This is a genomic window from Sporomusa acidovorans, assembly GCF_900101845.1.
Classification (GTDB): domain Bacteria; phylum Bacillota; class Negativicutes; order Sporomusales; family Sporomusaceae; genus Sporomusa; species Sporomusa acidovorans.
Genome location: NZ_FNAM01000009.1, coordinates 1 through 12,944, shown reverse-complemented (window position 1 = coordinate 12,944; position 12,944 = coordinate 1). Strand labels below are relative to the sequence as shown.

Sequence of the window (12,944 nt, the reverse complement as noted above, 5' to 3'; positions counted from 1 at the left end):
GGTAACACCCGGACCTAAGCAGGCATTTTGATGAATTATAGGTTGCAAGGGCTTGTCAGAAAAAACCATTTTTTTTAGCAGGAATACAGTCGATTTTGGAGAACAGAGTTATAATAATAAACTCATGGCTAGTTCTTGAGGTAGTTATTAGTAAAAGAAGCTAATAGGAGGATACTTTATGTGGACCGTAGTATATATAGCTTCTAATCGGGCACAGGCGGAAATGTATAAAGATGTACTGTGTAAAGAAGGGGTGCTTGCCAATATACGCCCAGCGGGTGTGGTTTCGGCCTTTGGAGATGGCTTGTATGAAATTTTGGTTTTGGAATCGGAAGCCAATGAAGCAAATGCTATCCTATGTCAACACGTAATACGGTAATCATAGTAGAAATGAAGGAGTGATATAGTTGCTAAAAAAAACCAAAATTGTTTGTACTGTAGGTCCTAGTACAGATAAACCAGGTGTTTTAGAGTCCATGATGGAAGCCGGCATGAACGTTGCACGTTTTAATTTTTCCCATGGCTCGCATGAAGAACATGCAAAAAGAATTGTCCGGGTACGCGAGGCTGCCAACAATGTAAAAAAACCGATTGCTCTTATGCTGGATACGAAAGGCCCGGAAATGCGCTTAGGGCTGTTTGCAGAAGGCAAGGTCAAGCTGGAGAAAGGCCAGAAGTTTGTACTGACAGGTCGAGATATAGTCGGTACCAAGGAAATCGCTTCCGTTAATCACAAACTTTTGCCACAGGAGGTTGCTCCGGGTCAAACTATTCTAATCTCTGATGGCTTGGTAAGCCTTCATATAGATGCCGTGGAAGGCGATGAAATTATTACTACCGTAAACAACAGTGGCCAAATCGGTGACCGCAAGCGGGTTGCCGCCCCCGGAGTTGCTGTTAATTTACCGCCGCTTTCAAAGCAGGATATTGCGGATGTTAAATTTGGAATTGAAAATCACATGGATTTCATTGCTGCTTCTTTTGTTCAGCGGGCAGCTGACGTGTTAGCGATTCGCAAGATCCTTGAAGATGGCAATTATTCGATGGATATTATTCCTAAGATTGAAAATGCCGAGGGTGTAAAAAATATTGATGAAATCATCAAGGTATCAGATGGAATAATGGTGGCCAGAGGCGATCTGGGTGTAGAGATTCCGGCCGAAGAAGTACCGTTGGTGCAGAAGATGCTGATACAAAAATGCAATAAGGCAGGCAAACCGGTTATTACAGCCACGCAAATGCTCGAGTCCATGGTGGCAAATCCCCGGCCTACGAGGGCGGAGGCCAGCGATATTGCCAATGCCATTTTCGATGGATCTGACGCAATTATGCTTAGCGGAGAAACGGCATCAGGACAGTATCCTTTGGAGGCCGTACAGACTATGGCAAGGATTGCCGTCCGTACAGAAACCTCCTTGCATCATAGGGATATTTTAGTGGGGAAAGGTATTCAACTGCAGCGTACTACGACCGATGCGATCAGCCATGCTACTGCCCAAATATCTCATGAATTAGGGGCTGCCGCTATTGTGACTTCCACACAGTCGGGTTATACTGCACGCATGGTATCCAAATATCGTCCGCAGTCTACCATTGTGGCTGTTACGCCCAGCGCAAAAACAGTGCGGCGGATGCTGCTGTTATGGGGTGTTTATCCCATTTTAGGACCTAGTTTCAATAATACTGATGAAATGGTGCAAAGTGCGGTAGCCGCTTCGCTGCAGGCCGGGGTTGTTAAAGACGGTGATTTAGTGGTAGTTACGGCAGGTGTACCGGCTGGGTTGTCAGGAACAACGAATATGATCAGGGTTCATGTTGTTGGCAATATTCTGTTGCGTGGCACAGGGATTGGCCAAAAAGCGGTTACTGGTCAAATCGTTGTGGCTACTTCTCTTAAGGAACTAAAAACTAAGTTTCGGCAGGGAGATATCTTAGTTGTCAATAGTGTTGATGAGGAAATTGCTCCTTATGCCGCTCAGGCAGCCGCTATTATTGCTGAAGAGGGTGGACTGACCTCCCATGCAGCTATCGTAGGGGTAAGTTTTGGCATGCCGGTACTTGTTGGCGTTGAAGGTGCAACAGACCGTCTCCAGGATGGGACGGTAGTTACTGTAGATGCTTCCAGAGGTATAGTATATCAGGGAGAAATTAACGCTAGATAGGGAGATACCCTTATGGCAGTGTGGTTATTAATGTCGGTTGCGGCAGTGGCAATATGTATAGCCGCCTGGTGGTTCTACACCAGGCGGCTTGACTGGCGCTTTAGGCATATTGAGTCCTATTTGCGGGGACTATCTACTAAACCCAAGGTGAATAGGACGGCTGGCAAACCGATTATGCGTCAGCTTTATAAAATTTTAAATACCAGTATAACTACCGGAAAATCCGCTGATGCTTACCAGGCCCTTGATTTATTGAAACTGGCGCTAGGCCATGGTCTAGCACGGGTTGGTGAACCGGTACGGTTAACTGCGTCTATTTATTTGGCTTTGCGCTCTAACCAGCTAGATGCTGCCGGTCACGCTATCGATGCCTTTCGGCCTCTGCTAAAAAATATGACTGCGGCAGAATTGCCGGCGGCCATCGAACAGCTTGGCTTAATTGCCGTAGTAAGTTTAAAACAGCGAAAGAACTTTTTGGCGGCACGTGCGGTCGAGGTTATCTTTACCAATACGGGAATTCTAAAGGATGAAACCGTGCATATGGCTTTTATCAGGGCCATACGACTCATAGGGTTAATTGCTTTACGCCGGAAGGACGACGGACTTATTCGGGAAATCCAGGCGAATTTGGCAGGCTGGCTGGCAACGGAAACGACAGACGGATCAATCCATGAACAAGTGGCAGGGATAATATCTGCCTGGCTGCATCAGGTAGTAAAGACCGGTAATGTCGCTATGTTTGCAATAATAACACAATATGTTAAACAATTGGCTGACAAAAAGATGTTGTCAGCCAAGGCATTAGAAAATATTGTTGCGGAATGTATTCATTTAGCCAGTATGGATAGTCTCAATCCCTTTAGTCAGCTAAATGGGCAGATAGCTATGTTCAGTCTTGATTTGGCAGTGCAGGCTAGAAATATTAATGTTTGGCGGCAATCGCTCGGCGGTGCCATGCAGGCGTCACGGCTGGCTGTAACGCAGCGAACCCTGGCGGAGAGTTTTCCGGTAGTTTACCCGTTGTTGGAGACAGGTCGCCGCCTGCTAGTAGCTGAACTGAATTCCGGACCTATGAATGATTTATTTCGCCAAAAGGCGCTTTATATACTGATCCGTGAATGCCTGCAATTGGTCGAGTTTGTTTCACGGCAAAACTTTACCGCAACGGCAGCCGATATTATTGAGCAAATTTATCAGGAATGGGCCAGCTGTCAGTCCAATGCTGGGCAGCATAAATCGATCAAACGATTTTGTCAATTGTTATTCTTGTATTGTGTACGGATAAAACGCCGTCATAAGCGTCTGCCAGGCGAAGAAAGTGAGTTTAATGCTGAAAATGTTATCAGCACTGCGGAGCGCGAACACTTAAAAAAAATAGGTTATTTATCTTAAGCAAAAAGGCGGACTAATCGTCCGCCTTAGTTGGTTGCATAAAATTAACTTTTTCCCTGAAGCCTATTTTTGTTGGCGTATGAGCCGCTAAGCAGTAAACCCAATAAGGGAATCCGCTGGCCGATTTGATTAATCATAAACGCTAAACCAATACTGACAACAAGGGTTGCGAAGTAAAAACAAATTGTTGTCAGCGGTGTTAACGATTTGGCCATTTGGTTAAGTTCAATAATTAAATAATACATAACTAAGGGGTGAATCAGATAAATTGGATAAGAATACTTACCTAATAGCTTAAACGGTGCCGTTAAGTAAACAGGAAGGGGACCGGAGAAGATTTTAAACCAGAATAAACAGCAAGCCACGGTATAAAGTACACCCAGGGGGCTTAGCTGATGAACCGTGTTAGCGGTTGCCTCTAATGTGTACTGGTTATGGTAAACAAGATAATAATAGTGGATTAGCATTCCAATTAATGTAAGAAAAAAACAAATCGTAATTCGTCCGTTCTTTTCCTTAAGAAAATTAAGGAACTGAGAATAGCGTTCTGCACAAACAGCACCAAGAATGAAGATAAACAAATAATGAAAGACTAAATAACTCATACGGTGTTGGATTGCCAAATTTAGATAGTAATTGTCATAGGTTGCTTTAAGGATATAACTGGAGTAATAGTTAAAAGCAATTTGTACCAATAACAAGCCAAGTAAGTTTACGGTTGGAGCCTTGAGAATAAAGCGGACAAGTTGTCGCCAGAGGGGCATGAGTGCATAGAACCAAATTAGAATCACTAAAAAGTATAACTGATAGGAAGCTAACCCAAATAAAAAGTATTCGTAAATCAGCGGCCGGTGCCAGAGATTTGTGTCGCCGCTTATCCAGGTATAATGCAGCATATAAAGAATGGACCAGGCTAAATAGGGTAAAAGCACAGTTTTAAAACGTCTGTTTAAAAATGTTGGGTAGTGGAAATCCCTGCTGAGTGGTTGGCTGATAAATAAGCCAAAAGCCGATACAAAGAAAAATATCGGCACGCTAAAGCGGGTAACGATTTCGTATAAAGCGAACAGATGTGGATTGACAGCCGGGTATGTGAGCGAATAGGCACCTGTATGAATGCCAAGCACTCCGAGCATGGAAATACCGCGGATATAATCTAGAGCAACTATACGTTGATTAGCCATAGATTTCATTGCTCCTTACGATGCTTACGGCCCTGTTGCTGGCGCAGCTTAGAAATTGTATATCAGAACTATTTCGATGATTAAAAATAGAGCAAGATATCACCATTAATTATAGGTTTAAACTAGTTTGACTGCAAGAGACTTTTATAAAACGTAAGGAGGCTTTTTTACTATGAAGCCAATTGGTTTGTTAGACGGGAAAATAATAGATTTACAGGAAAATATTGTGCCTATGGAAGATCGGGGGCATCAGTTCGGGGATGGTGTTTATGAGGTAACAAAAGTGTACAACGGCTATTGTTTTGCACTAAAGCTGCATCTTGACAGATTGTACCGCTCCCTGCGGGAATTAACGATCCCCGCAGTTTATACTTATGAAGAATTGGTTGAGTTCCATGCGTTGCTTATAAAAGAAAGTGGTATTAAGGATGGTGCTATTTACCTGCAGATTACGCGTGGCGTGTCGCCCAGAGCGCACGGATTTCCTGAACAGGTCGTACCACGCTTAACCATGTCAATTCGTCCTGTCAGTGCGGTACCGGATAAAAATAAAGTAGAAGGTGCTAAAGGATTATTAATTCCTGATGAAAGATGGCTGCGGTGTGATATTAAATCACTCAATCTTCTCGGCAATGTGCTGGGAAAACAAAAGGCCAAGGACGCAGGTTGCTTTGAAGGTATTCAGGTCCGTGACGGCATTGTTACGGAAGGTACTAGCAGCAATTTCTTTGTTATCAAAGATGATGTTCTGTGGACACATCCTACATGCAATCTAATTTTAACCGGTGTAACCCGGACTTTGGTTATTGAAAAAATTGCTCCCGAACTTGGTCTAATCGTTGTTGAGAAAAAATTTGATGAGGAATTTGCCAAATCAGCACAAGAAACTTTTGTTTCAGGGACCAGTAGTGAGATTACCCCTATTATAGCTTTAAACGGCCAGCCTGTTGGCAACGGCAGCGTTGGACCGATTACTCATAAAATCCAGGACGCTTACTGGAAACTTATAGATGAAGAATGTAAGCGCAAATAGTAAATATATATTCCGCATTAAAGAAGTTTGCAGGCAGAGCTATACTATTTTCCGCCTGAACCGTAAAACATGGCAGAGAAGAAAGGAGAAACGTCATGAATTTAAGGATTGTTGAGCAGGCAAAAGAGTTCATTGGCCAGGAAGGCGGGGCAATAACAGTCAAGATTGAAAAGCGTTTAATACCCGGTTGAGGCACTCCGCGGGCTGCCGCCGTCCCGTCCGTGCGACTGGGAAAACCTGAAGATCATGAAAAAGATAATTTTGAAATTATCGTCATTAATGACGTCACAGTATACACCCATAGTTCGATGATCAACTACAATGATCAAATACCTTTACGTGTCGATACCGAAACTACCTTATTTGGCAAACGCCTGGGCATCTATGGTTCGTCTATTCCTGCCCAGGGTTGTGGAAATTGTACGTCATGTTCATAAAAAAAATGCTGGAGGCGCTATGGCCTTCCAGCATTTTTTTACTCAATGATGTTGTTCGCACAGCTTGAACAACCGCCACCCTGCTCCTGGATGGCCTCTTCTAGGCGGCCATTGTTATACAGGATCATTTCCGCAATAGCCATTGGTAAAACTTCTGTTAGGAGTACTTCCATTGCATTATGCACAGCTTGTTTTTGATCCCGGTGACTGAGAGCAGTGGCAAGTTTTTCTTCGATTGGTTCACGATACGTAGTTAACCAGCGTTGATAGTGCGCCAACAGCGAAGGTCCGTCAAAATACATAGAGAACACATCCTTTTGTTTTTTATCATTAATTCCGGATTAAGTTAAGGGATAATATCTTTGTCAAGTGTGCCAATGAATAACATTCGAACATGTCGCAATGCTTGACAAACAAGGGGAGAGAACTATTTTGCGGCCAGCGGTCTTTGGACTGGGTATTCAGCCACAAAACCCGTTTAACCTTTTTGTTAATAACCGCCAACTGATTTGCCGTTTCTAGCGGCGCTAAGGTATTGGCATCGCTGATAATGAACAATAGCGTAGAAGGTGTGAGTAATTGCCTGTAATTATTTTCGAGACTGGATAAAGCAATAAACAAGTTGGTACCCTGGCCTATCTGTGCGGAGTTTGCCAGCAATTTTTCGGATACTTGGGCAAAGTCCGCGTCACGGCGAAAATAACCGGTTACCTGTTCCAGATCGGTAGCAAAAAGAAAACTTTCGATATTTTTTACAACACTGGCCAGGCCAAACAGCAATGGGAGGGTAAACCGAACGAATTTTGTCATCGAAGCCGAAACATCGCAAAGAACGACAATATTCGGTTTATGGATTTTTTTCGTTTTATATTTTAAAGAAATCATAATACCGCCATAATGCATATTGCGGCGAATACTTCTGCGAATATCAATAAGCTTGCGCCGGCCAGTCATGCGGAAGCGCCGGGAGATACGGGTAGTCAGGCGGCTGGCCAACCGTTTAATTAGGGCTGTAACTTGGGGGATTTCGTGCTCAGCAATGTCCTGCATATTTTTATACAGCAGTGGATTGCGGCCGCTGCCACCTATTCCTGCCGCCGAATCTACCACATGGTCAAGTTCTTCATGACCAAGCAACTGGCGACGGGCCGCAGCAAGCTGTGCTAAATCTTCGGGTGACAACTGGCGCTGCCAGTATGAAAGAGAACTTTTCAGTAAATTTTCTACTACCGGCTGAAAGGATTTTGTAACCTTATGGCCGGTGGAGGTTTTTTCCAAAAACTCCTGAATCCGCTCTTTTTCCTGATCAGACAAGCGTTTATAAACATCCTTGAGTTCGCTGGGAATCTCCAACGGCTGTCCCTGGAAAACTAACTCTTCCTCTGCCTGTTTTGTTTGCTCCAGATCATGCTGCTGCTTAGAATCCCAGGCAGTGCGTTGTTCCCGCTTGGTTTCGGGCGGCACAAAAAACAAGTTAAAGGCTTCATTAAATGCAGCTTGATCTTCGGCATTTTTGATTAAGGTACTTTTTAATGCTGCCCGAAACTCAGCCTGATCAAAGCTGTCAATAACCGTTAAACTATCGACAGCATCAATAGTCTCCGCAATGCTAATTCGTACTCCGAGCTGGCGCAAAATTTGAATAAACCCGACAATGTTATCTGTAAGTGAGTTCAAGATTTAACCCTCACAGCTTGCGTTACTATGGCAATGAAAAATTGGGGGTTTAGGGCCTGTCGTCTGATTGACTGCAGAACATAATCCATCTGGTCCTAAATCCTTTTGAAATGCCAGCAAATCGTCGCGATTTTTAAACAGCAGGCCCATTGTTTGTCTGACTAAAGCTGGATCCAAATGATCGGCATGCATAGCAAGCAACGATCTTGTCCAATCCAACGTCTCGGCAATGGAAGGCTGTTTGCTCAGTGTTAAATTATTCCGCAGGTGATTGACGGCAGTTGCAATTTGCAGCGCTAGTTTCTCCGTGGCCTCTGGAATTTTAGTGCGAATGATGTTGATTTCTTTTTCAATCGAAGGATAATCGATATACAGATAAACACAACGACGGCGCAAGCCTTCGGAAAGTTCGCGGTCGTGGTTACTTGTTAAAACTACGATAGGAATGTGTTTAGCGCTAATTGTGCTCAGTTCGGGAATTGAGATTTGGAAGTCTGAAAGTATTTCGAATAGGAAAGCTTCAAATTCTTCATCGGTTTTGTCAATTTCATCGATAAGTAAGACCGCGCGTTTTTCGGCACGAATAGCCTTTAACAGCGGACGTTCTAATAAATATTCGGGCGAAAAAATATCTTGTTCCGAAATGGCCTCGCCGGAGGTATTATCGCGGCTCATTTGAATTTTAATTAATTGCCGTTGATAATTCCATTCATATAGGGCTTTATTTTCATCTAAACCTTCATAACATTGTAGACGAATAAGTTCAGTATCAAAAACTTTACTAAGAACTTTGGCAATTTCAGTTTTTCCAACACCGGGAGCGCCCTCAATCAATAGCGGTTTTTCCAGTTTTAAAGCCAGATAAATAGTAGTTAACAGTTCTTTATCACTTATATACCCATAGGCTTCAAAAGCAGCTTTAAGTTCGGGTGCGCTAAGGTTTTTTAATTGATTGTCCATGATATTTGCTCCTATATTAAAAAAGTAATGTATTGCTTTAATTTTACAGCAACTTAATAATAATTGACAAGAGAAAACAGTTCTTTTTTAAGAAATACCTTGCTGGCTATATCAAAGCATAAAGATTTAGGAGGCGGTATGCTGCAAAAGCGGAAGTCAACCACCAGTGACGGAGCAATATATCACCCGGCCTGTGGCTAACTTCTTTAATGCGAAATGATAAAAAGCAAAAGTTACTCAAACAGAGTAACTTTTGCATAGGACGAATGATAAATTGAAAACAATAGAAGCTATAAATTTATGCCAATAAATTCACCGCTTTTGAACGGCGTATTTTCGACTAGCTGGCTTGGTAAAATGTTAAAATGCTTAAAGAATTTTTTTGCCCCAATGTAAGCGCCTTTTGCCGCGTAACGTACGGGAAATGTATTTGGTTTCAATTCTTCTACCGGTAAAATGCCTAAAGCACGCTTTTCCGGATCATAGCCAAGCATGCAAAAACTATTATTTTCCAGTAATTGTGTGGCATTTTTGTTGAAAACAATTCGGCCGTTGGGGCGCACTTCTACTGCCGGCTGGTCATTTTTTGGCTGGCGCACGCGGTGTGGTGCAAACAAAGTAAAAGAGTAATCTCTTTCGTCACTCATGGTTTTCACTCCTTGGAAATATGATATTCATTAAAAAGTATGCTCAAACTATGGAAACTATAAACATTAATAAAAAAATTTTTATTGGTTTTTTGATATTATCCAAAGTAAAAGGTTTAAAGGCAGGAATTTTGGAAATCCGGGCATAATTTATTTTAGGGAATACTTTCTTTAACAACAGACATATCCAGAAAAAGAAGGGGGAATAGCAATGAATCAAATATGGTTTCAAATATTAGCTATTATGATTGTCGGCAGTATGCTAAAATATGTTGTTTTCAGCACATTGGCCTGGGTAATTATCGATTTGGCGGTACTTGGGATTTCTTACTTATTGTTGCGGCGCGATCCATTTACCGATATGAAACGGTCTATGTTATTTCTTGGCGGTTTAACAGTCGTTAATGTATTAGTTGATCTGGGCATAATCGGCGGTATGCTCGGCAATCTTATTCTGTTGGGACTTTTAGCCTATATGATGTTTGGACGCGATTATAATAGCCGTCGCCGGAGGTAATGACGTTATTATGTCGGACAATCGGACGATAACGAGAACAGCGCTCTTACTGGCGCTTACCTTGATTTTTCAGTCCTTACGGTTTTTTATTCCTTTGCCGCCATTTTTATCTACTTTTCTTATTGGAAGTTTGGTTAACGCTTCACTGCTTATTGCAACTGAAAAAATAGGGTTATGGTCAGCACTTGTTATTGCGGTCGTGACACCAGTGGTGGCGTACTTTCAGCAATTATTGCCATTGCCTGTGTTTATTATTCCTGTGGCGTTAGGAAATACAGCATATGTTTGTTTATTTCTATTTGCAGGCAGGCAGCGCCCGGCGCTGCGTGTTGCTTTGGCAACATTAGGAAAAAGTGGATTGTTATATGTACTATTTGCCTGGCTGTTGACATTTATCGCTATTTCACCCAAACTTGCTGCCGGCATTATGCTGGCAATGAGTTGGCCGCAGTTAGTAACCGGTGCGATTGGCGGTTTTATAGCCTTCCTGATAACCAAACGCATTTAGCAGACACTCCTTTTATAGGAGTGCTTTTTTTTACCTATACAAGAATATTAGATTTTAAGCAGGAATTTAAGGTGACGATGGCAAAATATTCATAGTCATTTAAAAATAGTCTTGTGTATTTTCCGGACCTATTGCCATGGGGAGGAGTTATTATGCAAGTTCATCACGGCTTAACCTTGGCGGATATTGTTAATGTTAAAGTGCTACAGGAAATCCAGGATAAATTTTCCGATGCTACGGGTCTGGCTGCCGTAATTGTGGATAGTGCCGGGCAGCCAATAACAATCCCTAGCAATTTTACCCGGTTTTGCAATTATGTTCGCTCCACTTCCAAAGGGCTGGCCCGTTGTATGGGTTCTGATGATTGTGGGGGGAGAATGGCGGCAAGTTTGTCGCGTCCTTCTGTTTATCGTTGCCATGCGGGGCTCATGGATTTAGGAGCGCCCATTAGTCTGAATCAGCAGCATTTAGGCGGTTTTTTGGCAGGGCAGGTCATACTGCCACAGGACGGAGAAAATATTGCCGATGAAGTACTTAAAGGAGTAGCTGATCTGAATCTTAATAAAGAATCTGTGCTAGGTATGTTGACAGAAATTCGGGTGGTTCCCGAAGAACGTGTTAGAGCAGCTGCTGATTTACTGTATATAATGACAAATTACATTGTAGAGATCGCTATGGCAAACATTGTACAAAAACAATTAATGGATGAATTGAAAGCGAAGGCCGATTTAGAAAAAGTGCTAAGAGAAACTGAGTTAAAGGCTCTGCAATCGCAAGTAAATCCTCATTTTTTATTTAATACCTTGAATACCATTGCTCGTCTTGCCCTTTTAGAAGAAGCACCCCGTACACAAGAAGTGGTTTATGCTTTATCAGACTTGTTGCGCAACAATTTGCGGAATATTGATGAAATGATCACTGTTGATGAAGAAGTTCGTTATATTCAAAATTATTTGCTGATACAAAAAATGCGTTTCGGGGATCGAATTCAAACCACAATTAACATTCCAGAGAAGTTATTGGATCAGAAAATTCCGGTTATGACATTGCAGCCTTTGGTGGAAAATGCAATTATTCACGGACTTGAGCCAAAACGGGATGGCGGTACGATTGAGATAGCTGGTGATATTCATGATGGGCAATATGAACTAATAATAACCGACACCGGCATTGGCATTACTAAAAATCAAATTGAGCATATTTTCCGTAATGAAAAGAGAGTTGCCGGGAAAGGTCAAACTACTGGTTTGGGAATTATCAATGTTCATAAACGTATTCAGCATTATTTTGGCCCGCAATGTGGGCTTGAAATTAGCGGAAAGCAAAATGAAGGAACGATCGTAAAAATTTCTTTACCCTATGAAATGGTAAAACAGGAAGCTAGATTATAGGTAAAATTACAGCAACGGAGGGACAAGTAATGAGCGAACAAAATCAAAAGGAAACGGCCAAGGATTTGGCCGGACAATATTTTAAAGAAGGGTATAATTGTGCCGAATCGGTTGTCAGGGCTTTCCGGGATTTTTACAAATTGGATGTTTCTGATGAAGCGCTGCGGATGGCCTCAGGTTTTGGTGGTGGTCTGGGACATGCGGGTTGTATGTGCGGGGCACTTTCCGGTGCGACAATGGTACTTGGAATGCTCCAAGGCAGGGTGAATAAAGAACAAAGTCGCGGACCGGTTTATGGCAGTGCCCATGAATTTCATGAAGTTTTTACCAAGCAGTTTGGCGCGGCTTGTTGCCGGATACTTAACCCTCATGAATTTGGCAGTCAGGAGCAGCGCCGTACTTGTTTGAAAATCACTAGTACCACAGCCGGAATATTATTGAAATATCTCGAGGATAAACAACTACTTCCTACAAATAACTAGAATAACCGGGATAAAAGCTTGCCGTTATCACTCAGCCACTTCCGGCATTCCTGATAGCTAGGGCAGAAGCGTCTGACCTGCTCCCAAAATTTTGCCGAATGATTAGGAACAAGTATATGGCATAACTCGTGAATAACCAAATAATCGGCTATCCTGGGGGGAGCCATGACGATTCGCCAATTATAATTGATATTGCCGAGACTTGAACAACTGCCCCAACGGGTTTTTTGATCTTTAATCGTTATTTTGGCGGGGCAGACGCCGATTGCGTCGGCCCACTGCTTAGTTTTCTCAAGAAATAAAGTTCTAGCCTGGTTGACAAACCAGGCTTTTACTATTTGTTCGGTGAGACTAGAGACCTGCTGATGGTCAACATAATGCTGCGGTACTTTTACCTGGAGACTGCCGGTTGATAATACTAGTTCAGGTTTGTTGCCGCCAGATAAAATAGTAAGAGTATAGGTCTGTCCCTGATAGAGTATTTGCGATCCGGATAGTAATTGCCGATTTATGGGATTCTCCGCCAAAGCAGCTATTTTATTCAGGCGATTGCT

Annotated in this window: 15 protein-coding genes; 9 read left to right on the top strand and 6 right to left on the bottom strand. The window is 42.6% G+C overall.

What is annotated here, in order from left to right; translation table 11 throughout:
• Nucleotides 1-178 precede the first annotated feature (178 nt).
• The 3 genes from BLR65_RS08245 to BLR65_RS08235 are packed head-to-tail and all read left to right on the top strand — an operon-like array spanning nucleotide 179 to nucleotide 3,554.
• A complete protein-coding gene (locus BLR65_RS08245; protein ID WP_093793717.1) occupies nucleotides 179-379 on the top strand; it encodes a hypothetical protein in 201 nt (66 codons plus the stop codon).
• Nucleotides 380-407: 28 nt separating this feature from the next.
• A complete protein-coding gene (gene pyk, locus BLR65_RS08240) occupies nucleotides 408-2,162 on the top strand; it encodes a pyruvate kinase (RefSeq protein ID WP_093793716.1) in 1,755 nt (584 codons plus the stop codon).
• 12 nt (nucleotides 2,163-2,174) lie between these two features.
• Nucleotides 2,175-3,554 carry a hypothetical protein gene (locus BLR65_RS08235; RefSeq protein WP_093793715.1) on the top strand — a complete coding sequence of 460 codons (1,380 nt, stop codon included), beginning with the start codon at nucleotides 2,175-2,177 and terminating at the stop codon, nucleotides 3,552-3,554.
• Nucleotides 3,555-3,598: 44 nt separating this feature from the next.
• Here the strand turns inward: BLR65_RS08235 and BLR65_RS08230 are convergent, their stop codons facing one another.
• On the bottom strand, nucleotides 3,599-4,738 hold the full coding sequence (locus BLR65_RS08230) for an acyltransferase (protein ID WP_093793714.1): 1,140 nt from the start codon (nucleotides 4,736-4,738) through the stop codon (nucleotides 3,599-3,601).
• 172 nt (nucleotides 4,739-4,910) lie between these two features.
• Between BLR65_RS08230 and dat the strand changes: the two genes are divergently transcribed.
• The gene (gene dat, locus BLR65_RS08225) at nucleotides 4,911-5,771 is read left to right on the top strand and encodes a D-amino-acid transaminase (protein WP_093793713.1); all 861 of its coding nucleotides are present in this window, start codon (nucleotides 4,911-4,913) and stop codon (nucleotides 5,769-5,771) included.
• Nucleotides 5,772-5,992: 221 nt separating this feature from the next.
• Nucleotides 5,993-6,208 (top strand): hypothetical protein, encoded by a 216-nt coding sequence (locus BLR65_RS29010; RefSeq protein WP_143122533.1) that lies wholly within the window; start codon nucleotides 5,993-5,995, stop codon nucleotides 6,206-6,208.
• Nucleotides 6,209-6,246: 38 nt separating this feature from the next.
• Here the strand turns inward: BLR65_RS29010 and BLR65_RS08220 are convergent, their stop codons facing one another.
• The 4 genes from BLR65_RS08220 to BLR65_RS08205 form a co-directional block, all read right to left on the bottom strand.
• A complete protein-coding gene (locus tag BLR65_RS08220; protein ID WP_093793712.1) occupies nucleotides 6,247-6,510 on the bottom strand; it encodes a hypothetical protein in 264 nt (87 codons plus the stop codon).
• 28 nt (nucleotides 6,511-6,538) lie between these two features.
• Nucleotides 6,539-7,885 (bottom strand): vWA domain-containing protein, encoded by a 1,347-nt coding sequence (locus BLR65_RS08215; RefSeq protein WP_093793711.1) that lies wholly within the window; start codon nucleotides 7,883-7,885, stop codon nucleotides 6,539-6,541.
• A gap of 3 nt (nucleotides 7,886-7,888) precedes the next feature.
• Nucleotides 7,889-8,845: an AAA family ATPase gene (locus tag BLR65_RS08210; protein WP_093793710.1), complete on the bottom strand. Its 957-nt coding sequence runs from the start codon at nucleotides 8,843-8,845 to the stop codon at nucleotides 7,889-7,891.
• A gap of 290 nt (nucleotides 8,846-9,135) precedes the next feature.
• Complete coding sequence (locus tag BLR65_RS08205) at nucleotides 9,136-9,492, bottom strand: hypothetical protein (RefSeq protein ID WP_093793709.1); 357 nt, start codon at nucleotides 9,490-9,492, stop codon at nucleotides 9,136-9,138.
• A gap of 211 nt (nucleotides 9,493-9,703) precedes the next feature.
• On the opposite strand from BLR65_RS08205, the gene BLR65_RS08200 reads away from it, so the two are divergent.
• The 4 genes from BLR65_RS08200 (at nucleotide 9,704) to BLR65_RS08185 (ending at nucleotide 12,390) form a co-directional block, all read left to right on the top strand.
• The gene (locus BLR65_RS08200; RefSeq protein ID WP_093793708.1) at nucleotides 9,704-10,009 is read left to right on the top strand and encodes a hypothetical protein; all 306 of its coding nucleotides are present in this window, start codon (nucleotides 9,704-9,706) and stop codon (nucleotides 10,007-10,009) included.
• Nucleotides 10,010-10,019: 10 nt separating this feature from the next.
• Nucleotides 10,020-10,517 carry an ECF transporter S component gene (locus BLR65_RS08195; RefSeq protein ID WP_093793707.1) on the top strand — a complete coding sequence of 166 codons (498 nt, stop codon included), beginning with the start codon at nucleotides 10,020-10,022 and terminating at the stop codon, nucleotides 10,515-10,517.
• A 152-nt stretch (nucleotides 10,518-10,669) separates the two neighbouring features.
• Nucleotides 10,670-11,908 (top strand): sensor histidine kinase, encoded by a 1,239-nt coding sequence (locus BLR65_RS08190; RefSeq protein WP_093793706.1) that lies wholly within the window; start codon nucleotides 10,670-10,672, stop codon nucleotides 11,906-11,908.
• Nucleotides 11,909-11,937: 29 nt separating this feature from the next.
• Entirely contained in the window at nucleotides 11,938-12,390 is a 453-nt protein-coding gene (locus tag BLR65_RS08185) for a C-GCAxxG-C-C family (seleno)protein (protein ID WP_093793705.1), read from the top strand.
• Here the strand turns inward: BLR65_RS08185 and BLR65_RS08180 are convergent.
• A partial coding sequence (locus tag BLR65_RS08180) for a M48 family metallopeptidase (RefSeq protein ID WP_093793704.1) occupies nucleotides 12,387-12,944 on the bottom strand: 558 nt, incomplete at its 5' end. The two genes, BLR65_RS08185 and BLR65_RS08180, sit on opposite strands and share 4 nt — an antisense overlap.

What these genes read in the sequence shown, in the direction of transcription:
- BLR65_RS08210 (WP_093793710.1), bottom strand. Translation starts at nt 8,845, where the DNA reads ATGGACAATCAATTAAAAAACCTTAGCGCACCCGAACTTAAAGCTGCT.
- BLR65_RS08220 (WP_093793712.1), bottom strand. Translation starts at nt 6,510, where the DNA reads ATGTATTTTGACGGACCTTCGCTGTTGGCGCACTATCAACGCTGGTTA.
- dat (WP_093793713.1), top strand. Translation starts at nt 4,911, where the DNA reads ATGAAGCCAATTGGTTTGTTAGACGGGAAAATAATAGATTTACAGGAA.
- BLR65_RS08235 (WP_093793715.1), top strand. Translation starts at nt 2,175, where the DNA reads ATGGCAGTGTGGTTATTAATGTCGGTTGCGGCAGTGGCAATATGTATA.
- BLR65_RS08195 (WP_093793707.1), top strand. Translation starts at nt 10,020, where the DNA reads ATGTCGGACAATCGGACGATAACGAGAACAGCGCTCTTACTGGCGCTT.
- BLR65_RS08190 (WP_093793706.1), top strand. Translation starts at nt 10,670, where the DNA reads ATGCAAGTTCATCACGGCTTAACCTTGGCGGATATTGTTAATGTTAAA.
- BLR65_RS08200 (WP_093793708.1), top strand. Translation starts at nt 9,704, where the DNA reads ATGAATCAAATATGGTTTCAAATATTAGCTATTATGATTGTCGGCAGT.
- BLR65_RS08245 (WP_093793717.1), top strand. Translation starts at nt 179, where the DNA reads ATGTGGACCGTAGTATATATAGCTTCTAATCGGGCACAGGCGGAAATG.
- BLR65_RS08185 (WP_093793705.1), top strand. Translation starts at nt 11,938, where the DNA reads ATGAGCGAACAAAATCAAAAGGAAACGGCCAAGGATTTGGCCGGACAA.
- BLR65_RS08230 (WP_093793714.1), bottom strand. Translation starts at nt 4,738, where the DNA reads ATGGCTAATCAACGTATAGTTGCTCTAGATTATATCCGCGGTATTTCC.
- BLR65_RS08205 (WP_093793709.1), bottom strand. Translation starts at nt 9,492, where the DNA reads ATGAGTGACGAAAGAGATTACTCTTTTACTTTGTTTGCACCACACCGC.